The 21893-nt window shown below is 48.8% G+C and carries 17 protein-coding genes; 10 read left to right on the forward strand and 7 right to left on the reverse strand.

What is annotated here, in order from left to right; all coding sequences use genetic code 11:
* The first annotated feature begins 33 nt into the window (after nt 1-33).
* Both M977_RS01680 and M977_RS01685 read left to right on the forward strand, forming a co-directional pair.
* The gene (locus M977_RS01680) at nt 34-759 is read left to right on the forward strand and encodes a FadR/GntR family transcriptional regulator (protein WP_064511812.1); all 726 of its coding nucleotides are present in this window, start codon (nt 34-36) and stop codon (nt 757-759) included.
* Nucleotides 760-783: 24 nt separating this feature from the next.
* Nucleotides 784-1479: a cache domain-containing protein gene (locus tag M977_RS01685; RefSeq protein WP_064511813.1), complete on the forward strand. Its 696-nt coding sequence runs from the start codon at nt 784-786 to the stop codon at nt 1477-1479.
* 51 nt (nt 1480-1530) lie between these two features.
* Here the strand turns inward: M977_RS01685 and M977_RS01690 are convergent, their stop codons facing one another.
* The 3 genes from M977_RS01690 to puuE form a co-directional block, all read right to left on the reverse strand.
* Nucleotides 1531-3009: an APC family permease gene (locus M977_RS01690; protein ID WP_064511814.1), complete on the reverse strand. Its 1479-nt coding sequence runs from the start codon at nt 3007-3009 to the stop codon at nt 1531-1533.
* Nucleotides 3010-3329: 320 nt separating this feature from the next.
* A complete protein-coding gene (locus tag M977_RS01695; protein WP_064511889.1) occupies nt 3330-4778 on the reverse strand; it encodes an NAD-dependent succinate-semialdehyde dehydrogenase in 1449 nt (482 codons plus the stop codon).
* 11 nt (nt 4779-4789) lie between these two features.
* On the reverse strand, nt 4790-6055 hold the full coding sequence (gene puuE / locus M977_RS01700) for a 4-aminobutyrate transaminase (protein ID WP_064511815.1): 1266 nt from the start codon (nt 6053-6055) through the stop codon (nt 4790-4792).
* A gap of 110 nt (nt 6056-6165) precedes the next feature.
* Here puuE and pdxR point away from each other — a divergent pair, with 110 nt between their 5' ends.
* The 3 genes from pdxR (at nt 6166) to M977_RS01715 (ending at nt 9540) form a co-directional block, all read left to right on the forward strand.
* Nucleotides 6166-7638 (forward strand): MocR-like pyridoxine biosynthesis transcription factor PdxR, encoded by a 1473-nt coding sequence (pdxR, locus tag M977_RS01705; protein WP_064511816.1) that lies wholly within the window; start codon nt 6166-6168, stop codon nt 7636-7638.
* A gap of 94 nt (nt 7639-7732) precedes the next feature.
* Nucleotides 7733-8380, forward strand: a complete 648-nt coding sequence (zinT, locus tag M977_RS01710) for a metal-binding protein ZinT (RefSeq protein WP_064511817.1) — start codon at nt 7733-7735, stop codon at nt 8378-8380.
* A gap of 230 nt (nt 8381-8610) precedes the next feature.
* Nucleotides 8611-9540: a dihydrodipicolinate synthase family protein gene (locus M977_RS01715; protein WP_064511818.1), complete on the forward strand. Its 930-nt coding sequence runs from the start codon at nt 8611-8613 to the stop codon at nt 9538-9540.
* An 84-nt stretch (nt 9541-9624) separates the two neighbouring features.
* On the opposite strand, the gene M977_RS01720 is transcribed toward M977_RS01715, so the two are convergent.
* Together M977_RS01720 and M977_RS01725 are read right to left on the reverse strand one after the other, a co-directional pair.
* Nucleotides 9625-10338, reverse strand: a complete 714-nt coding sequence (locus tag M977_RS01720; RefSeq protein WP_064511819.1) for an exonuclease domain-containing protein — start codon at nt 10336-10338, stop codon at nt 9625-9627.
* Nucleotides 10339-10340: 2 nt separating this feature from the next.
* Nucleotides 10341-12212 (reverse strand): putative nucleotidyltransferase substrate binding domain-containing protein, encoded by a 1872-nt coding sequence (locus M977_RS01725; RefSeq protein ID WP_064511820.1) that lies wholly within the window; start codon nt 12210-12212, stop codon nt 10341-10343.
* 288 nt (nt 12213-12500) lie between these two features.
* Here M977_RS01725 and M977_RS01730 point away from each other — a divergent pair, with 288 nt between their 5' ends.
* From M977_RS01730 to M977_RS01750, 5 genes are all read left to right on the forward strand, one after another.
* On the forward strand, nt 12501-12995 hold the full coding sequence (locus M977_RS01730) for an SH3 domain-containing protein (RefSeq protein ID WP_064511821.1): 495 nt from the start codon (nt 12501-12503) through the stop codon (nt 12993-12995).
* Nucleotides 12996-13054: 59 nt separating this feature from the next.
* A complete protein-coding gene (locus M977_RS01735) occupies nt 13055-14005 on the forward strand; it encodes a hypothetical protein (protein WP_064511822.1) in 951 nt (316 codons plus the stop codon).
* Nucleotides 14006-14045: 40 nt separating this feature from the next.
* Nucleotides 14046-15431, forward strand: a complete 1386-nt coding sequence (locus M977_RS01740) for a serine/threonine protein kinase (RefSeq protein ID WP_064511823.1) — start codon at nt 14046-14048, stop codon at nt 15429-15431.
* A 136-nt stretch (nt 15432-15567) separates the two neighbouring features.
* Nucleotides 15568-17280 (forward strand): alpha,alpha-trehalase, encoded by a 1713-nt coding sequence (locus M977_RS01745; RefSeq protein ID WP_064511824.1) that lies wholly within the window; start codon nt 15568-15570, stop codon nt 17278-17280.
* Between the two features lie 306 nt (nt 17281-17586).
* A complete protein-coding gene (locus M977_RS01750; protein ID WP_064511825.1) occupies nt 17587-19764 on the forward strand; it encodes a TonB-dependent siderophore receptor in 2178 nt (725 codons plus the stop codon).
* A gap of 82 nt (nt 19765-19846) precedes the next feature.
* Here M977_RS01750 and M977_RS01755 read toward each other — a convergent pair whose 3' ends face one another.
* Nucleotides 19847-21346 carry an amino acid permease gene (locus tag M977_RS01755; RefSeq protein WP_064511826.1) on the reverse strand — a complete coding sequence of 500 codons (1500 nt, stop codon included), beginning with the start codon at nt 21344-21346 and terminating at the stop codon, nt 19847-19849.
* A 93-nt stretch (nt 21347-21439) separates the two neighbouring features.
* Nucleotides 21440-21892, reverse strand: a complete 453-nt coding sequence (locus tag M977_RS01760) for a beta-galactosidase subunit beta (RefSeq protein WP_064511827.1) — start codon at nt 21890-21892, stop codon at nt 21440-21442.
* Between the last annotated feature and the right edge of the window lies 1 nt (nt 21893).

Here is a 21893-nt window from a genome sequence, read left to right on the forward strand (position 1 = left end):
ACTATTTAAAGGATTATCTCACCAGGGAAAATTATGATTACTCATGCGGTGATATTCGCGCCAATAGGCCAGGCCAGCCGTTCCGATCAGATAGTTCAGCGTCTTTCAAATGCCATTATTACCGGGTTGCTTGAGGCAAATGAGCAATTACCGAATGAAGCCGACCTTGCAAAAATGATGGGGGTTTCGCACATCACCATCCGCGAAGCGTTAAATACGCTGCGTGCCAACAACTTAATTCACACTGTTCGTGGGCGTAATGGCGGCAGTTTTGTTTGCGAGCAAGTCTGGGAATTCAGTAATACTCTTAATCCATTTAAGACCCTAAGTACCGATTACTTGTCGGATTTAGGTGAAATGCATTGCGCTATTATTAGCCACAGTACACGTCTGGCATCGCGTCGTATGACGAACGCAGATATCACTCGCCTACGTGAATTTGTTGAAGTACTCAATTCTGCGACATCACCTGAAGCACGCACTCAGGCTGATATGCGTTGTTTGTTAGCTATAGCCGCCTGTTCTCAGTCAGCGCGTCTCGCTAACCAAGAGCTCATTTTGCAGTCCGAATGGTCGTCACTGGTGGCTATTTTATTCCGTTCAGAAAACATCCACCGTGAGATTGTTGAGCTATACACCACGTTAATTAACACGCTGTCTTCACACAATGAATCCGAGTCAGTTAACATCGCCAAAAAGCTAATCGATACGTTTACTTTCTATCTGATAGAAAATAAATTGAAATATAGTGCAACCTGACAAACTATAAAAATAGGCATAAATATGCTATTAACAACATCACTCCATGCCCTAACCCAAAAAATTGATAGCATCATTAACTCCACCATTGAATCCACCGGTTTGCTTGCCCGCAATATTGAAACTTCGCTGGCAGAAATTGAGGATGTTAATCTGGAGCATTTGCTTGAGCCTTCCGTCAGAAAAACCATTCAGGATCACATCAAAGCGACCTTAAACAGTAATGTTTACTGCTCCGGCGCTGGCTTCGCCAGCCATATCGAAGGCTCAGGAAGTAATAAAGAGTTTTGGCTGCTCGAGTGGTGGTATAAGAAAGCTGATGGTGTAAAACAGGTGAATCTTGATTTAGACCAGGCCACGCAACAGCGTCTGGATTTCAGAACCTTTGAGTGGTTTAAGCAAGCCCCAGCTGTCGGTAACGCATTTATTCATGGCCCCTACGTCGACTATATTTGTAATACTTCTTACACCATCACCAGTGCTGTACCAGTTTATTTTAATCAGCAATTCTTAGGAGTGGCTGCAATAGATTTGCTGGTCAGTCGTGTTGAGGATGAGTTATTACCTTACGCCGCTGATAATAAAGTCATTCTGACCAACAAAGACAGCAGGATTGTTTTTTCAACACATCCTCGTTTCCGGGTGGGCGATTTGCTGGATATCAGTGTGGCGAAGATTGTCTTTGAGAATGATTACTTTAATTTGTATCAGGCTAAATAAATTTAGGGAGGATTAGCATGTAGCGTTAATCCTCCCTAAAATACGCATGTGTTAGTTCTGTTCAGCGCTTAGCTTTCGCGCATACTCAATCGCATCATTTTCTGGTGCGTTCGAACGGCCAAACGGCTTAGTGATGAACATGTAAAGCAGTCCTGAGATGATGACAATCGCAAGCCCCACCAATACCGTCCAGCGGTCAATAAAGCTTTCACCTGCGGCCGGTTGTGCCAGTAACCAAATACCGCACAGGCCATAGGCTAATGCCAGAACGTTTACGATTAACCCCCATGAACCCACAGTCCACTCACCTGCTGGTTTCCAGCCTTTCAGGCGTTGACGCAGTGCCGCCAGTACAACCATCTGGAATGAAATATAGATTCCAATAACAGCGAAGGCCGTGATACGCGCCAGGCTATCCGGCTGGAAGTAGACCCAGACACAGATAATCACTGGTAATAAACAACTCACCATCATGGCGTTATCCGGCACGCTATGTTTAGAGATTTTGGACATCCACTCGCTACCCGGCAGCATCTTATCGCGGGAGAAGGAGAATATCAGACGGCTTAATGCAGCCTGAAGGGACAGAATACAAGAGAGCATGGCAATAATAGCGACAACAATAAAGATGGTTGCACCTGTCTCACCCAGCGCCTGGTTCAGAATCATTGGAATTGGGTCAGCAATTTTACCGTTCACAATATTAATCAAGTCCGGGGATGAGAGCAGATAACCCAGAATCGAAATCACCGCGGAAATTGCGCCAAAGACAATACTCAGAATCATGGCGATTGGAATCTTCTTACCTGGGTTTTTAACCTCTTCAGCCACGTTACCGCAAGCTTCAAAGCCAAAGAACATAAACAAACCCATCAGCGATGCAGACATAAATGCAGTGGTGTAATTACCATCGGATGCCAGAACACCCATTGAGTCAAATACCACAGAGAATGGCTGTGAACGGTGGAAGATTAACAGATAGATACCTAACGCAATGACGCTGACTATTTCACACCAGAAGCCAATTTTGGCGACGCGGGCTAAATTCTTCGTCCCGGACATATTCACGCCCATCATTATCAGCAGCAGCACGACAGATGTGAGCATCATGTTGCCTGCACTGGTTGCGTAGTGAAATAACGACGCAACAAAGGTGGAGGTGTATTCAGCGATAGAGGTAATGGTGACGACTAAAGCCCACAGGTAAATCCAGGCTGCAATCCATGCATATTTTTTCCCCCATAACCTTCTTGCCCATGGGTATAACCCGCCGGTAATTGGATATTGGGATGCAACTTCACCGAATACCAGTGCCACCAGCAGCTGGCCACAGGCAACGATAAGAATCCACCAGATCGCCGGTGGCCCGGCAAGCGTTACCGCCAGCGCAAACAGCGAGTAAACCGCTGTCAGTGGTGAGAGGTAGGTAAATCCCAGCGCGAAGTTAGACATCAGCCCTATCGAGCGGTTGAATTGCTCGCCTTTAACTGGCTGATGTTGCAGATTTTCTTTGTCTGTCGTCTGTTCCATATCTTTTCTCTTTATGTGGCATAAGGGCAGGCAGTGTTCATATTTTATAAAACATAATATGTTATATGTATATGGCTAATGTCACATAATTGTTAAGATCGTGAGCATGACTGCAACATTCGCAGGTGAGCAGTTTTTTGGGGCAATCTGGGGTGAACAGATCAGAGGAAAAGTCGGCTGTCTCTTGCGCTAATCCGATCTATGGTGCGCAGAAGTAACCCAAAATAATTCGTGTTAAAACAAACCCCAGTCACTTACACAAGTAAGTGACTGGGGTTGTGAGTGCAACCAACGCTACTGCGGCGCGAACTATGAAGGGTTTAGAGTTTCACACAGACGTATTTCATTTCTAAGTATTCATCAATACCAAAGCGGGAACCCTCACGGCCGAGACCTGATTGTTTAATCCCGCCAAATGGCGCCACTTCATTGGAAATCAACCCGGTATTCACTCCCACCATGCCATATTCCAGTGCTTCCGGAATTTGCCACTGGCGTTTCGCATCACGGGTAAAGATATAAGCAGCCAGGCCAAATTCCGTGTCATTGGCGTAATTCACTGCTTCATCATCAGTTTCAAATTTAAATAGCGGAGCAACCGGGCCGAATGTCTCTTCTCTGGCAAAACGCATCTCTTGCGTGACATTTGCCACGACCGTTGGCGAGAAGAAATTCCCACCGGAAGCATGTTTTTGCCCACCCGTTAACACCGTGGCCCCTTTATCCAGAGCATCGCTAATATGAAGCTCAACCTTCTCAATCGCTTTAGCATTAATGAGTGGCCCCTGAGTGACCCCATCATCCATGCCGTTACCGACTTTCAGTGCCTCAACCGCTTTGACCAACTCAACACTCAGCGCCTGGTAAATTCCGCTCTGTACGTAGATACGGTTAGCGCAAACGCAGGTCTGGCCGCTATTACGGAACTTGGACGCCATGATGCCTTTAACGGCAAGATCGATATCAGCATCATCGAAAATGATAACCGGTGCGTTCCCACCCAGTTCAAGCGACAGTTTCTTAATCGTTGGTGCACATTGCGCCATCAATAAGCGCCCTGTCTCGGTTGAACCCGTGAAGCTGAGTTTACGAACCGTGGCGTTGCGACATAGCTCGCCACCAATCTCTTTTGCATCACCCGTGATGACCTGCAATAACCCTGCCGGTAGACCCGCTATTTCTGCCAGTTTCGCCAGTGCCAGTGCGGTTAACGGTGTTTGCTCGGCCGGTTTGACGATAATTGCACAACCCGCCGCGAGTGCCGGAGCTACTTTGCGGGTAATCATCGCCGCCGGGAAGTTCCATGGCGTAATGGCTGCACAAACGCCAATCGGCTGTTTGGAAACGATAAAACGCTGATCGGCACTGGTAGGCTGCAACAAGACGCCATCCACCCTTTTGGCTTCTTCAGCAAACCAGGTAATAAACGAAGCAGCATAGTTAATTTCACCCCGCGCTTCAGCAAGCGGTTTGCCGCCTTCGAGGGTAATCAATCGGGCTAGATCTTCGCTATTTTCGTGAATCAGGCTCACCCAACTGTGCAGAATTTTGGCCCGACTTGCCGCAGTCTGTTTTTTCCACTCTTTTTGCGCGACTTCAGCCGCAGTAATTGCCTGCGCAGTCTCGGCCTGCCCCATAAAAGGAACCTCGGCGATTTTCTCGCCTGTCGCAGCATTCAAAACTGGAGCTGTTTTACCAGACAGTGCATTACTCCACTCACCATCAAGCGGACAGGTAGTTAGCAGCAAGTCTGCATTGTTTAATTCAATCATCTGTAGTCTCACAATTGCGTCGCGTTCTTAATAATATCTAATGCCTGGTCAAACTGAGCATCCGGAATAGTAAGCGGATAGAGGAAACGAATCACGTTGCCATTTTGACCGCAGGTCAGTAGCAGTAACCCCTGCTCTAATGCTCGTTTTTGAATCTGCTGGGCAATAGCGGCAGATGGCTCACCTGTTGATGGGTCATAAAACTCAGCGGCAATCATCGAACCCAACCCGCGAATTTCAGCTAATGCTGGGCAATTCTCTTTAATATCAAGCAAGGTTTTTGTCAGACGCTCACCTAATGTGTCAGCACGCTGGCACAGTTTTTCTTCCGCAATCACATCCAGCACCGCATGAGCCGAAGCAATCGATAGCGGGTTACCTGCGTAAGTACCACCCAGACCGCCAGGTGCTGGTGCATCCATGATTTCCGCTCTACCCACCACACCTGATAGTGGCATACCACCAGCCAGGCTTTTCGCCATGGTCATGAGATCGGCTTGATGCGCGTAATGGTCCATGGCAAACATTTTACCGGTACGGGCAAATCCGCTTTGTACTTCATCGGCAATCATCACAATGCCGTGGGTATTACAAATCTGGCGAATCGCAGCCACAAATTCAGGTGGCGCTACATTAAAGCCCCCTTCTCCCTGCACTGGCTCGAAGATAATCGCTGCAACCTGGGTGGCTTCGATATCGGACTTGAACAGTCGCTCAATGGCTTTCACCGCATCATCAGTCGAAGTACCGTTCAGCTGCGACGGATACGGCACATGATAAATGGAGCCAGGGAATGGCCCGAAGCCGATTTTATAGGGAGCCACTTTGCCGGTTAACGCCATAGTCATATAGGTACGACCGTGGAAGCCACCGCTAAAAGCAATCACGCCAGGGCGGCCAGTATGGGCACGGGCGATTTTTACGGCGTTCTCAACTGCTTCAGCGCCGGTGGTGAAAAATGTCGTTTTCTTAGGCCCAAAAATCGGAGCCACTTTGTTAATTTTTTCCGCCAGTGACACATAACTTTCGTAAGGGACAATCTGATAAGCGGTATGCGTAAATGAATGGAGTTGCTGCTCAATGGCCTGTACCAGGCGCGGGTGGCGATGGCCGGTGTTCAACACAGCGATACCCGCTGCAAAATCGATATATTGCTTCCCTTCTACATCCGTGATGGTGCTATTTTCTGCCGTCTGGGCAAAGAAATTACACATCACACCTACTCCACGTGGAGTAGCAGCCAGACGACGTTGATGGAGTTCGTTATTACTCATTTTTTTATCCCTCGCACACAAAACAGATTTACAGGTTGAATTACGAGATCCATTTAGACAGTATCTGGTACCTGAATCGAGTGCCAAATCGTTTTATTATTAGGATCCAAATGCGTTCACTTGCCGTAGATGTGATTAAGCAGGCATTTAGCCAGACACCTGCCGAGAAACTTCATAAGAAACTTTATGTTGCGATATGTAATTGCATTCTTGAGGGGAGTCTTCGTCCGGCCACGCGGATGCCGCCTTCGCGCGATTTGGCCAGCGAATTGGTGCTGTCGCGTAATACGGTTTTGCGGGTCTACGAGCAGTTGCAGGCTGAAGGCTATATCTCGACGCGCACCAGCAGCGGCACTTTTGTCACCGAAAGTGTGCTGGATAACCTCAACACACAAGTTGCGAGAACAATCCAAACCTCCCAACCTGAAGACCGCTCGAGCCTGTCGCTACGCGGCCTTGAACTGCTTGAGAACGCCAGTGCCAGCCCTGCACAATGGGGGGACTTTATTCCTGGCGTGCCCGATGTAAACAGCTTCCCGCATCGGACTTTTAAGAAGATTTATGACCGTATCTCCAGGCGCTTAAACCCCGAATACCTGACTTACGATGCTGTTGGTGGGCTGGAGGATTTAAAGGCTGCGCTATCAGATTATCTGCGTACCGCGCGCGGTGTGAAATGCTCAACCGATCAAATATTGATAACCGAAGGTATTCATCAGGCGCTGGATTTAGTCACTCGTACGTTGTGTAACCCAGGTGATCATGCCTGGATTGAAGAACCCGGTTATTGGGGAATTAAAAATATCTTACGCATGAACGCAGTGAGTATTTCAGCACTTGAGGTCGATGACCAGGGCCTGGTTCCGCAAGCATCGCCGGCTGAAAAGCCGAAATTGATTTTCGTCACCCCTTCGCATCAATACCCACTGGGTTCAGTAATGAGTTTACCGCGTCGCCAGTTATTACTTTCCCAGGCGCGGGAGTTCCACAGTTGGATTGTAGAAGACGATTATGACAGCGAGTTTCGTTTCTCAGGCCAGCCCATTCCTTCGCTTCAGGGGCTCGAAGAAGATAGCCCGGTTATTTACATCGGCACCTTCAGTAAAACTCTATATCCTGCGCTACGACTGGGTTACGTGGTGTTACCCAAACCCTTAGCCGCCCCGTTGAAAAAGGTACATAACGAGCTATACCGTAGTGGCCATCAGGTCATACAGGCAGCCCTGGCTGAATTCATCAAAGAAGGATATTACGCCGCGCACATTCGCAAAATGCGTCAGTTATATAGCAAACGCCGCAACCAACTGGTTGAGCTAATTAAGCAGCATTTGGGTGAAGAGTATCTGGGTTATTTCAACAGCAATGCCGGGCTGCATCTGATTATTCAACTTCCGCCCGACGCAGATGACATGCAGATTGCAAAACAGGCGAATGCAGAAGGCATTTTAGTCAGACCGTTGTCCCGCTATTACTTTAATCAACAGAAATCCAAAGGGTTATTAGTTGGGTTTGCCAGCATCAAAGATATCGATATGCTCCCGTCATTTGTACGTCTGGCAAATATCATTAAGCAAAAGTACTGACCTGCCACTCCGGTTTTATGTGCAAAGATATTGAATCTCGATATTGTTATGTTATAACATCCCCTCATTATCTGAAACACCAACGGAGAGACTGATGACCGCACGGATTACCACCATGGTTCTTAGCATGGGCATGTTACTGAGTAGCGCAAATGCATTTGCACACAGCCATACGCATGGCACCCCACTATCTGAAGCAGAGCGCAAAGCCAGTGAAGGCGTATTTGAAAATAAACAGGTGAAGGACCGCGCATTAAGCGATTGGGATGGGGTGTGGCAGTCAGTCAATCCTTATCTGTTAAACGGCGACTTAGATGTGGTGATGGAGAAAAAAGCGCGCAACGACAGCAGCAAAACTGCGGCGCAATATAAAGAGTATTACAAGAAAGGCTATGCCACTGATATTGATATGATTGGCATCGAGAATAACGTCATCGAATTCCATCGCGGTGACACGGTAAACTCCTGCCAGTACACTTACGCAGGTCATAAAATCCTGACTTACACTTCAGGGAAAAAAGGTGTGCGCTATCTGTTTGAATGCAAAGACAGCCAATCAAAAGCACCTAAATACGTGCAATTTAGCGACCATATTATCTCCCCGCGTAAATCCGAACATTTCCATATATTCATGGGTAATGATTCACAACAATCCTTACTTAATGAGATGGATAACTGGCCGACGTTTTACCAATACAACTTGTCCAAAGAACAGGTTGTCCATGAGATGCTTGAGCACTGATTGTTATCAATTTCACACCACCTCGCATATTGATTTACCTGCGGCCATCATCTCCAGATGGTCGCAAACCCTTTCCCCGAACGATGATTGTACGTAATTAAAACAACAGTTCAGTAATGCGACATAATCGGCTTTCACAATCTCTCGTTCCGCTACAATTAATGCCATTCACAGATTCAAGCAATGAGCTTTTCACGGACAATAAACTCAAAAACCTGCAGGAGTAGCTAATGAAGCAACCTCGTTTTAGTGGTGTTATCCCCCCGGTTCCCACATTGTTTGATGCGCATGGTGAATTTGATGGTGTCGCACAGGCAATGTTAATTGAACACCTGGTCTCATCGCCTGTTAATGGCCTGTTCTTTCTCGGCAGCGCCGGGGAATTTGCCCATATGTCTGAAGCACAGCGGGCACAGGTTGCAGAGTTTTGTATAAAAAAGGTTGCAGGTAGAAAACCCGTTTTGATAGGGATTGCCCACTGTGGCACGCAACAGACTATTGATGCTGGGCTTCATGCCCAAAAACTGGGTGCCAGTGGCGTGGTAGTGGTCAACCCGTGGTACAACCCATTAAGTGATGCAAATCTGCTGAGTCATTACAAAACCATCGCCAGCGCGCTTGAGTTGCCAATTATTCTGTATAACTTCCCCGCCCTGACAGGCCAGGCTATCCCGGTGCATGTTATTCGCGAGCTGGCGCTAAGCTGCCCAAATATTGTCGGGCTAAAAGATACCGTTGATACCTTGTCCCATATTCGTGAAACCATCCACGCAGTGAAAGCGGACAGACCCGACTTTGCGATATTCGCCGGTTACGATGAATACCTGCTGGGAACATTGATCCTTGGTGGTGATGGCTGCATCCCTGCCAGCGCGAACTTCGCCCCGCAACTGACCTGTGGGATCCTTGATGCATGGCGCAAACAAGATCTTTCCCGGGCCATTGAATTGCAACAATCGCTGTCATGGATACCACCGCTTTATAGTATGGACTTGCCGTTTTACAACGCGGTGAAATATGCCCTGCGCCTGGTAGGCCTGAATATCCCGGTGTATTCGTTGCCACCGGCCACGCCGTTAACTGAAGATATGAAGGTTGAAATAGAAAATATTCTTAATCGGGCGGGAGTCATTAACACTCAGGGAAAAGCGCTGAAGTAACGCTTATAGAATCGAGTCTTCACCATTCCAATCACGATACCCATCACAAGCCAGGTAAAGCCTGGCTTCAGTCCAGATTTTACTTCAATCGCACAAAAACGCTTTCAACGGCAAATCATGGCTATGCGAGCGCGCACGGATCTGGGCCAGTAGTACTTCTGCTGTCGCCACCGCGTCGCACAATGCATGATGTGCCGGATAGTCAGGAAGATGGTAATCACGGCGAATACTCGATAGCCGCAAGTCATTCTGCATGCGTCTTGCCGCTTGCTGATGACGTCGTTCAAGCTCCAGCGTATCAATCCACAATAAGGGCAGCCCTTCCCGCCCGTAACGCGTAAATAGCCAGGCGTTAATAAATGCCCGCTCAACCATTCGGCCATGAACCACTGCCACTCGCCCCGTAAGGCTCGCGAACAAAGCCTCCATTGCTTCATCCTGGGCAATGCCCTCGCGCAGCATTTCCGGGGTGATGTGATTGATAATCGCGCTACACGCATTCACTGGATTACCGGTGGAAATATAGTGGTGCTGGGCGCTCGCAAGCCCGATTTGCCCTTTTTCGGCAACCACACTGCCAATCGACAAAATACAATCCGTAGTGGCATCAAGCCCGCTGGTTTCAAAATCAAACACCAACCAGGGAACATCAGTTACGGTCGCGTTGAAATCCGGCAATGGGGTTTCTAATAGGCGTTTCAATGCATGACTCAGGCCTGGCACACGCAGCCATTGCTCGCGCTCGGTCTGCAAACGATTTTCTCGTGAAGGCGGAAAAATACGCGATAGAAAACTCATTATTACCCCTTCACAAAAAGCATACGGGCCAGCTCTTGTTGGCGGGCAATAATTCGAAAGGCATCTTTCAGATGCTTGCGCTCAAAGCTGCCAAACTCACGCGGGTCAATCTGGTTATCGGGGGTAATACCTTTACGCAGCTGCGACAACTGGTGGTTAAAACGCAGCCGGGTTAAAAAATGAAAAGCATCAATGATGTCAGTACACCCACCGGGTGACATTAATCCTTTATCGCGTGCGGCACGGAAACGCGCTTCGGTGTTGGTTTCACTGCTACCTGCTGCCAGCGCGTATATCCGCGACAAGTCGATGATAAGCGTTAGTGCAAAGCGTTTGATGTTAAGTGTCTTACTGTCGTTGCCACTTTTTTCCAGCACCAGATTGTTAAAGATACCAAGTGGCGGCGAAGTATTGGCCGAATCACGGGTGAGTGAACGTAAGAAGCCAGGATGAGCCGCAATATCGTTCAGCAAGGATTGCTGGAATGCATCATGCAGCCAGGTGTTGCCGTAAAATGCGCGCGTTTCCAGAAATACTGTGGCATTCAATAGCTGCGTATATTCCGGGTTAGTGACCCATTTGCGAATACAGGCTTGCCATACCGACAGCGGCTGGCACCAACGGCTCTCAGAAGCCATAAAATGGCCTGTGCATAATGGATAGCCACACTCATCAAGCCCCAGGCAAACAAATCGGGCAAAGCGTAAAAACCACATTTGCTCTTCAATACCTGCACTGTCGGGCAAAATAATCGCGCTATCCTGGTCGGAATGAACATGAACTTCATTTCGGGAGTGCGAGCCTGCAACTATCCATGAGAATTCACAAGGTGGCTCGCCAAACTCGCTGAGGGCAAGTTCAATTAACCTGCGGGTGAAGGCATCCATCAGCATCGACATCACCATTTCAACCACGCCACTGCGCAAATTCCCCTCCACCAACGCTTCGAATATTGCCTGGCGTTCAACTTTAAGAACGGCTAGTTCATCGACAGATTGGCAGTGGTTAATACGCTCGATCAGGAAAATGGCCTGCACGCGATGATGCTGCACCAAATGCGAAGCCGTCAGTAGGCCAACTGGTTTTTCACAATCAACTACCGGCAAGCTACTGACACCGTGGCGCATCATCAGCGCCACCGCATGCATCACCAGATCACCAGATGAAACAGTTATCGGTGCAGCGGTCATCACATCCCTAACCGGGCGTGAAATATCAAAACCTTCCGCCACTACGCGTCGCGTCATGTCCCGGTCACTGATGATGCCAATGATTTTATCATCATCCATTATCACTGCCGTTGAGCAGCGATCGACCCAGCGCATCTGCCTGGCCGTTTCTTGTATGGACGTTATAGCATCAACGACGGAAATCGTGTTGCTCGCCAGATCCGCAACCTTACGCACAAACATACCTTTGTCTTCATCGCTCCATACGACGTCCATCGCGCAATTCAGGCGTTCATGAGCGTTAATCGAAAAGTGTGTCGCGTATTGGGGATATTTTTGCAGCATCGATTTCAACACGCTGTGTGGGATTTGATAGAGCAGCGTGTTTTCGATAGCAGTGACGTTGTAACAATCTTCAGGGTTACCCGGAATCCCTTCAAGGAAGGTGAAACCAAACAGGTCTTCTGGCCCCAGACGGGCACGTAGCACCCCATCGCTCCAGCGTTGCTCAAGCGAACCGGTACGTACGATGTAGAGATAGCGCTCAACAGCCGCAATATCGAAAGGCAGCGTCTCGCCAACCGCCAGATAGCTAATGCTGATGGAGCGCGCGATTTCATTTTGCGCCTCCACCGGGAGCGTGTTAAGTGGCGAAACATGTGCAATAAAATCGCAGATATTAGGCAATAACGGTTCCATCGTCATACTCAGTCCTAAAATTGAAATCATGTTTTATAATATATGCTACTGGTTAGCTTTAAGCATATAACATTCAGCTTGTGAATTATCATTGCAGACCCTGTTCTTGACCCACTTAACACTTAATGATGTCAATCAGTTACATCAGCATTGAATTGTGAATCAAGCGATGTAAAATTGAAGTTACTATGTATAAGCAGTGTGAATAATTCTTCAGATTCCTGGATTTCTTCTTCGCCATTTTTACCTCCTCCCGGCGACCAGGTTTGAATCATATTTTCAGGGAAAGTTACGATGAAATTGCGAAGCCTGTTGATCCTTGCTGTTATTGCCACTGTAGTGGGTTGTAAAGCACCGCCGCCAAAAATGACGGACGATACTATCGTGACTAGTGAAATCAATGGCGTCACCCTCACACACCGTTACGCTGTAGCCGCGCCACAAGAGTTTACCCCAGTTAACGCCAGTTATCGGGCACTCTATTCGGGCTCTATTTTGAGCAAGCCGGATTTTGGTGGGAAAGTGATAAGTACCCTTGAAAACGGACAAAGTTATACCGTGCTTGGCGAGGTCGAGAACAAATGGCTCGCGATTGCAGAGCAAGATAAACAAGAAATGTTGGGCTATGTTCCTGCACGCGCTCTGGTCAAAAGTGAATTGTATGCCCAGGCGCTAAAAAAAGATCGCCCACGTCCGCGTAAGGCTTCTAAGAAAACGACTTGTGTTGCCGTCGATGACGCTAGCAAAGCCTGTCAGAACGCTAACAGCGGCACCTGGATTATTGATTAATCAAAGGCATTTTGTGTCACGGCCTTTTATTTAATATTGCTCGGCTAACAAGGATTTCTATGAAACTCTGGCTTTCGGGTCTGGCGCTGTTGCTGGCATCTACAACCGTATGGGCTGGGAACTATCGTATCGTTCAGTCTCCTTCGCAAAAGCTGGATGTCTGGATAGATGATGTGCAAAACAACACGCCACAGAGCTGGTGTGCTACTGAACTCCCCTTACGAATCGTAGCCAATGGTGATAAAAATCCGTCTGTGCTCAACGTTTTTATGCCGCGTCTTGGCACCTTGCTGGAAAGCCAGTGTAACTCTGTTCAACTGGTGAGCTGGAAACTGGAAGATCCGCAAGGCCAGACGCTTGCCGTCGGCACTGCGACCAAAAACAGTGATTGGGCAGTCATTGTTGCGCCGGTAGTTTCAGGTGAACCAAACACACTGCCACTTTCCAATGAGAGCTCGCCATTAGCAGACCGCACGCCATGGCAAGAGTTTACGTTGCAGGATGGCTGCCATCTGCGCACCTTCTGGCAAGGTGACGCCAATGCTTCGGCAATGTTTATCCCCAACGGGAAATGTGAAAACGGCGGCTGGCTGAATGGACGTAGTGAAATCATTCAAAGCGGTATTCACGGTGAAAAACGCAATGAGATGACCTTCGTGCATGGTTTCCCGGTCAGTGGACTGAGCGCCGATGCGGGTTCTGACAGCCTGCTTATCACAAGCTTGAACAATGAACGCATGGTCGTCAGTAATGAACACGCGCCGCAGAGCTGGATGATTTTGCCCTATAACTCCGAGCTAAATGGCTGGCAAGCCACCGGAACCGTGGCTGTTGAAGTTCCGCGTGAAATGACGGTTGATGAGGCTGGAATTCAGGCGCGATTAAACCAAGTACGCAAAGTATGGTCGGCATGGCTTGCGCCAGATACGCCTATTACCTTGCTGTTGATTGACTCCCTGCGTCCGCAATTGCGTGATCCGGCCGTGGGCGCATGGCGCGCCCAGAAATAACCTGTGAACATTCGTCGATTTCGTGCAGAGAAAGGCCATCATGACTGATAAAGATTACGAACAAGAGCTTCCCGACGCTCTGCCACCAGGTTTCCGTTTCGACGAGTTTGAAATTCAGAAAGTGACTGAGTCCACCAACACCAGCGTGGTTTATAAAGCGTGGGATCATCAACTCGAACGACCGGTAACTATCAATGAGTTTATGCCGCGTGCGCTGACCATACGTAGCGACAATATGCAGCTGGTTTTGCGCAGTAAACAAGATAGCCAGGCATTCAGCTCGGGTATGAATCGTTTTGTGCAGTCGGCTCGTCAGCTTGCGCAATTCAACCACCCAAACCTGCTTCAGGTTTTAAGCTTCTGGACGCAAAACGAAACCGCTTATGCGGCAACACGTTACTCCAGCGGTATGACGCTTGCCGAACTTCATCAACAACATCCTGAAATCATCAACGATGCCTGGTTACGCAGGATATTGCCGATGCTGTGCGGGGCGCTGGCAACATTGCACGACGAAGGATTTATTCATCGTGATTTGTCCCTGCGCAGTATTCAAATTCAGGACAACGGAGCGCCGCTGCTACTTAATGCAGGTGCTCCACTACGTGCCAATTCAGAAAACAGCGACGAGATTAAAACGCCGCTTAATCCTGGTTTTGCCCCGTTGGAACAGTACGCTGACGATCTCGAAAACCAACTAGGGCCGTGGACTGATATCTATGCACTCGGCGCCATTCTATATACTTTGATAACAGGCACCTGCCCTCCAGCCAGTGTCACCCGCACGATTCAGGACCCTTGCGTTAAGCTCGCGAAGAATCGCCCTGAAGGCTATTCCCAGAGTTTGTTGCAGGCCGTCGATCACGCCCTGGCGCTAAAACCTGAAGACCGCCCGCAATCTATTGCTGAATTTGCAGCCCTTGCCGAGATTCCGATGAGCGGCATCAATGGCCTCGCATCGCTAAAACAACCAGGGACCATGTTGGTTGCTCTGGAAGATGCAGAGATTACCCCGCTGTCTCCTTTACGCAAACGCTACAAATTGCCACTACAGATAGCGGCTAGTTTGTTGGTCGGCGTGGCTATAGGTGCGGTTATTTTTGGTGGCCATTTCTCGACAACACCGACTTCCGAGACAGCGAAACTTGAGTCACCCGCGGTACAAAAAGTCCAGGCGGTGGCAACTCCAGCTGCTCTACCCGCCACTGACGGTATGCTGGCGCGCGTTTATGTCCGCATGAATGACGGTGAAGAGTTGAATGTGAATGGCAAAACAGAAAAAATCACACCGGGGGCCAATGGTTATGGTTTCCTGCAACTGCCTGCCGGAAAATATCAGATTACCCTGCGTGATAATAAACAGACGCGAAACATGACGTTGTCTGTGGAAAAAGCAGGAACATGGTTGATTAATCCGCAAGGGTAAGAGCCAGTGCCACCGGTAAATTATCTGCTTTCCTTTAATATGCGACATGGCACCTGGTACTGCCCGCAAATTCGTCTAAGGTTTTCATAGGGTTGATCGCTAAAACTTCACGCGATCATGAAAAGGAGAACAATAGATGATAAATCCTGCTTTGCGCCGTCCTCGTAGTTTATTGCTTGCGATTCAAATAGCTATCGGTTGTGCGTTCGTCGCTTTTACCTTGCCCGCTTCGGCGGCTGACGAACAACAACCGCAGCCCCAGCCACCAGATGTGCTCCTTGGCCCGTTATTTACCGATGTCCAGACTGCAAAATTATTCCCTGACCAAAAGACATTTGCAGATGCGGTTCCTAATAACGATCCGTTAATGATCCTTGCGGACTACCGCATGCAGCGCAATCAATCTGGCTTCGATTTACGTCATTTTGTGAATGTGAACTTCACCTTGCCGCGCGAGGGTGAAAAATATGTTCCACCTGAAGGACAGACGCTGCGTGAACATATTGATAGCCTGTGGCCGGTGCTAACGCGCACCACAGATAGCGTTGATAAATGGGACTCGTTGCTGCCGCTACCTAAGCCGTATGTCGTACCCGGCGGGCGTTTCCGCGAAGTTTATTATTGGGACAGCTATTTCACCATGCTTGGGCTTGCAGAAAGCGGTCACTGGGACAAAGTGCAGGATATGGTGGACAACTTTGCCCATGAAATTGATGCCTGGGGGCATATTCCCAATGGCAACCGCAGTTATTATCTGAGCCGTTCGCAACCACCGTTCTTTGCCTTTATGGTCAAACTGTTGGCCAGCCATAACGGTGATGAAACCTACACCACTTACCTGCCCCAATTGAAAAAAGAGTACGCCTACTGGATGCAGGGCAGCGATACGCTGCAACCGGGTTCTGAAAACCTGCGCGTGGTGAAACTTAAAGATGGTTCAGTCCTGAACCGCTATTGGGATGACAGAGATACGCCACGTACTGAATCTTATCTGGATGATGTGACTACCGCGAAGAACAACCCGAATCGCCCGGCAACAGAAATCTATCGTGATTTGCGTGCCGCTGCCGCCTCGGGCTGGGATTTCAGCTCTCGCTGGATGGATAACCCAGAACAACTTGGTTCGATTCGCACCACCTCAATCGTGCCAGTGGATTTAAACGCCCTGTTATTCCAGATGGAGAAAACGCTGGCGCACGCCAGCACTGTAGCGAAAGACACCAGTGCAGCAACGCAATACCAGCAACTGGCAGATGCTCGCCAGAAAGCTATGGAAGCGCATTTGTGGAATAGCAAACAGGACTGGTATGCCGATTACGATCTCAAAACTAACGCTGTTCGTTCTCAGTTGACCGCCGCCGCACTGTTCCCACTTTATGTGCATGCGGCCTCGAAAGAGCGCGCGGACAAAATGGCAACCATCACCCGTGCGCAATTGCTTAAAGCTGGTGGACTTGCAACAACCAATCTGAACACGGGCCAGCAGTGGGATGCCCCAAATGGCTGGGCTCCCTTGCAATGGGTGGCCACCGAAGGGCTGCAGAACTATGGGCATAAAGATTTAGCCATGGAAGTCACCTGGCGCTTCCTCACCAATGTGCAGCATACCTACAACCGCGAGCAGAAACTGGTTGAAAAGTATGATGTATCCAGCACGGGTACGGGCGGTGGTGGCGGAGAATATCCTCTCCAGGATGGTTTTGGTTGGACCAACGGCGTGACGCTGAAAATGCTCGATTTGTTATGCGGTAAAGAGAAGCCCTGCGATTCCACACCGGATAAATTGCCTTCTGCAACACCGGGGCCTGTGACTGAAACTACAAAACCTACGGCGGCTTCAACCCAGTAACGTCGTTCCAACGGCCTCATCCCCTCCTTCTCCTTTTCTCCAGGAGAAGGAGTAAAAATCCCCCCCTCAACCGACTCCCGTTAGACCTTCTCCCATGGAGAGGGTCGTACTCCTCTGTAAAAACACTAATATTTTCATGGGTTTTAATTCTCTACCTGCCAATATTTGCACTTGCTTACACAAACAATAACAATAATAATTCGCATTCCTATTCGTTATAAGATCGCCTGAATTTATACCAACCTCTCCGACACAGATCGGCCCTTCAGGTGATAACAAAAAAGACATTCTCGGGAAAATAATTAAATGAAACTGGCATTTACCGTAAAGCGTTCCGCTTTACTCTGCGCGCTTGCTCTTGCTGCTCCAACCTACGCGATGGCGGAAGATACCGTTATTGTGACCGATACACTGACAGAAACCTCCACCAGCCCAACTCAGGGTTACAGCGCGACGGTCAGTCGTGGTGCTACCAAAACTGATGAGCCGTTAATCACTACCGGTCAGTCGGTGTCTGTCGTGACTCGTCAACAAATTGATGATCAGGGTGCATTATCTGTAAACAGCGCGCTCAACTACACCCCGGGTGCTTTCACTGGTTTTGCTGGTGGTGCAACTCGTTATGACACTGTCGCACTGCGCGGTTTCCACGGAGGTGATGTGAATAACATCTTCCTTGATGGCTTGCGCCTGATGAGTGACGGCGGGAGCTACAACGTGGTGCAGGTTGATCCATGGTTCCTTGAGCGTATTGACGTTATCAAAGGGCCTTCTTCAGCTCTTTACGGACAAACCATTCCTGGCGGACTGGTAATGGAGACCTCAAAGCGACCGCAGTTCATTGAGGAAGGCCACGTTCGTGCCATGTACGGTAACAACAATACCACCGGCACCGCATTCGACTATACCAATGCGATTAACGATGAATGGGCCTGGCGCCTCATCGGTATGACAAAAAATACTGATACCCAGTATGAGAAAACCCGTGAAGAACGCTATGCCATCTCCCCGTCTGTGTTATGGCAGCCGAGCGAAAATACCTCATTGGTGATGCGTGCATACCTGGAAAAAGATCCTTCAGGTGGCTTCCACGGATCGGTTCCGGCAGATGGTAGTCTCTATTCGTCTACTGGCCGTAAACTCAGCACCGGCTTCTCTGATGTAGAACCGGGCAATGACGAATTCAAACGCCACCAGCAGATTTACAGTTACGAGTTCGCTCATAGCTTTAATGACACTTGGGCGTTCCGCTCCAACGCCAGCTACACCCACTCAAACGTGGGCCTCAAGCAGGCTTACCAGATTGGCTGGGCAGATGCCGCGCACGACGAATTGATGCGTTATTACAGCGGTGAAACCTCGTCTCTCGACGCTTACGCCATCGATAACCAACTGGAAGCAGATTTCGCAACCGGCGAACTGGACCACAAAGTGGTGCTTGGCGGGGAATTCCATAAATACACCAATAACCTGTCTGACGATTCTGCTTATACCACCAACCTAAACCCATGGACGGGCGAGTCCGGTGGACCTGGCGGTTTCTACTATTACGATCCGCGTGACCCGACTTACTCCACTATCAACCAGGGTCTGTTGACCAAAGCAGGTAAGCGTCAGTACGAACAAACAGGCGTCTATTTACAAGATGATATGAAGTGGAATCAGTGGCATATGACGCTGTCTGGTCGTTACGACCATATGGTGACCAAAAGCCATATCGTGGCTGAAGCCATTGATAGTGACGTGACAGATAACCGCACTGATGATCATTTCAGCGGACGTGCCTCCCTGCTTTATGCGTTCAACAACGGGGTTTCTCCTTACGTCAGTTACAGCCAGGCAATTACACCGCAGGTTCTGCCTGATGCAGAAGGCAAATTGCTGAAGCCGACCACTGCCGAACAGTACGAAGCGGGTGTGAAATATCAGCCAGCTGGCACAGTAGATATGTATACCGTTGCGCTGTACGACCTGACACAAAAAGATGTCGGTAACCGTGTAGTTCAGGGCAGCTACTTTGAGCCAGCAGGTAAAGTTCACTCGCAGGGCGTTGAGCTGGAAGCGCGTTCACAGTGGAATCAGCGTTTCTCAACCATCGCTGGTTACACATACAACAAAGTACGCTTTAAAGATGCAATCGACGGTAACGATGGCAACACGCCGTATGTTACACCTGACCAAATGGCAAGCTTGTGGGGAATGTTCAAAGCCGACTTAGGTATCAGTCTGGGTGCGGGCGTACGCTACATTGGCAAGCAATGGGCAGATAACGAGAATACCCTGCGTGTACCTTCTGTCACTCTGCTTGATGCGATGGTACGTGCCGATATGGGTGCGTGGACGCCATCTTTGAAAGGGGCTTTCGTGCAAGTTAATGCCACCAACCTGACAGGCCGTGATTACGTTGCGGGCTGTTACGGTACCGGCTATTGCTACTGGGGTGCAGAGCGTTCTGTTATTGCGACCGTGGGATATGATTTTTAAGTTTTGTTAACGCTAGTGTCGGATGTCGCCTCGCTAATCCGACCTGCGAAACATAGATACGGCCCCGTTTGGGGCCGTTTTTCTATGGCTGACGTGTTATCGCGACCTCACCTGCTAGCGGTGAAGCTGGCTTTCCCTGCTGCTGTTCCAGCGCAATTTGTGCAAGCGGTGTATCCGCTTCGTAACGCGCTCTGGCATCCAGCCCTTTCTCGTATTTATTGTATTTCCACCAGGCGTAGCCCAGGAAGATAACCAACCCACCGACGTTATAAAACACGATAGTCATAATGCTGGCACCCGTCGGGAATGTGGATGCAATAAACCCGACGGTGAAAATGACTATCAACACGCTCACAATGGTGATCCCCTGCATCCGTGTGCCCATACGGAAATCACGATTGACCTCATCGTATTTCATACGCAGGTTCAGATAGGCAAGCATGATAAACAGCGGCGGCAACATTGACGCGGCAGCGGTCATGTTAATAAGCGTGTTCATCAACTCCTGTACGCTACCCGAACCCACGGTTGGGATAAGCATCAATGGGATAACAATCAGGAACTGAATCCACGCTGCACGAGTCGGTACGCCATGCTGGTTAAGACGCACGGTTTTCTCACCAAAAATACCTTTTGGAATTTCGGTAAAGAAGATTTTCACAGGAGCAGCAGTCCACATCAGCAGTGAGCCAAACATCGCAGTAAAGGAGACAATCCCGACAAAGCGGTTCATCAGCGACGTTGGCAAGCCAAAGTGATTCGCCAGCCCTTCAAATACCTGCACCGTACCGCCGGTGTAATGCAAATCAGCTTTATGAACAAAGACGTTAATCAGCAGTGAGGAGACGGTATAAAGGCCACCGATGAATAAACCAGACAAAATGATCACTTTAACAAAGGCTTTGCTGCCGCCTTTTACGTCATTGACGTACACCGCAACCGACTCAGCACCACCTGCGGCCTGGAAAATCCACGCGATAATACCGAGGAATGCCCAGCTAAACTGCGGTGTAATCGCCTGCACGTTGATTGGGTCAGCCGGTTCGACGCCACCAATCACGGCAGCCCCTGCAAGAATGATGTAGGAGAACGTAAGGAGAAGCATCAGCGTGGAGGTGACTGAGGTCATCGGCCCCAACAATTTTGCCCCGTGGTTTGAAATCCAGGTGGAAAAAGCAAACAGGCAAATGCTGATTATTGCCGTCGTTATCGGCGTGAAAATATAGTCATAGCCAAGAAACGCATATGAGGCGTAGGCAATAACTCGCGGTAGTAACGAGGTAAAGAAAAACAGGTTAACAAACCAGTAGGTATAGGCGGTGATAAATGCCCAGCGGCCACCTAACGCACTCTTCACCCAGGCATAAACACCCGCTTCGGAATTACGGTTCAGTGAGACGAATTCCGCGATGATTAAACAGAACGGAATAAAATAAATGAGTGTCGCCACCAGGAAAACCGGTGCCGATGCGATACCTAACTGAATATTGTTATTAATGACGTTATTGAAGCTAAACACCGCCGCAAATGTCATCGCTAATAACCCGAACTTGCCAATAGTATTTCTGTTTGTTGAAGCCATACGAACTCCACACTGTAGGGTAAATTTTAATAATTTTTTTTCGTAGGTCGGATAGCACTTGTGCCATCCGACACCAGTCAGGCGTTTAACACCCTATTTATTTAGAAAATACGTTTCTTCAATCGTGACTTTTAAAATCACTTTTTTGACGTCATTCCCCTGCGAAAACCGGTGTGCTTCGTGGTTTTCACAGATGATGACGTTTCCGGCGTTAAGCTGATGTTTAACACCCTGCCCGCGCAAAAACTCACGGTCAGTTTCATCGCTGTAAGCAATTTCTGGGGTTAACTCGTTTTTCGCTGCAACCTCAACGGTTTCTTGTCCCGCAAGGTAATAATGAACATCGAAATAACGGCGATTCCCTTCGAATAAATCCATGTTATTTACTGGGCCTTCTGCAAGGCGATAAACCAAAGAATCACCAATTGAATAAAAAATATTAGGCTGAATATTTTCGAGGTTATTAATAGCTTCGATACAACGCTGCCATTTTTTCCCCGCACGATAAATCTGCTTAAAATCTTCTAAGGTATTTAAAATAATCATT

Source organism: Buttiauxella gaviniae ATCC 51604 (assembly GCF_001654835.1).
Taxonomy (GTDB): Bacteria; Pseudomonadota; Gammaproteobacteria; order Enterobacterales; family Enterobacteriaceae; genus Buttiauxella; species Buttiauxella gaviniae.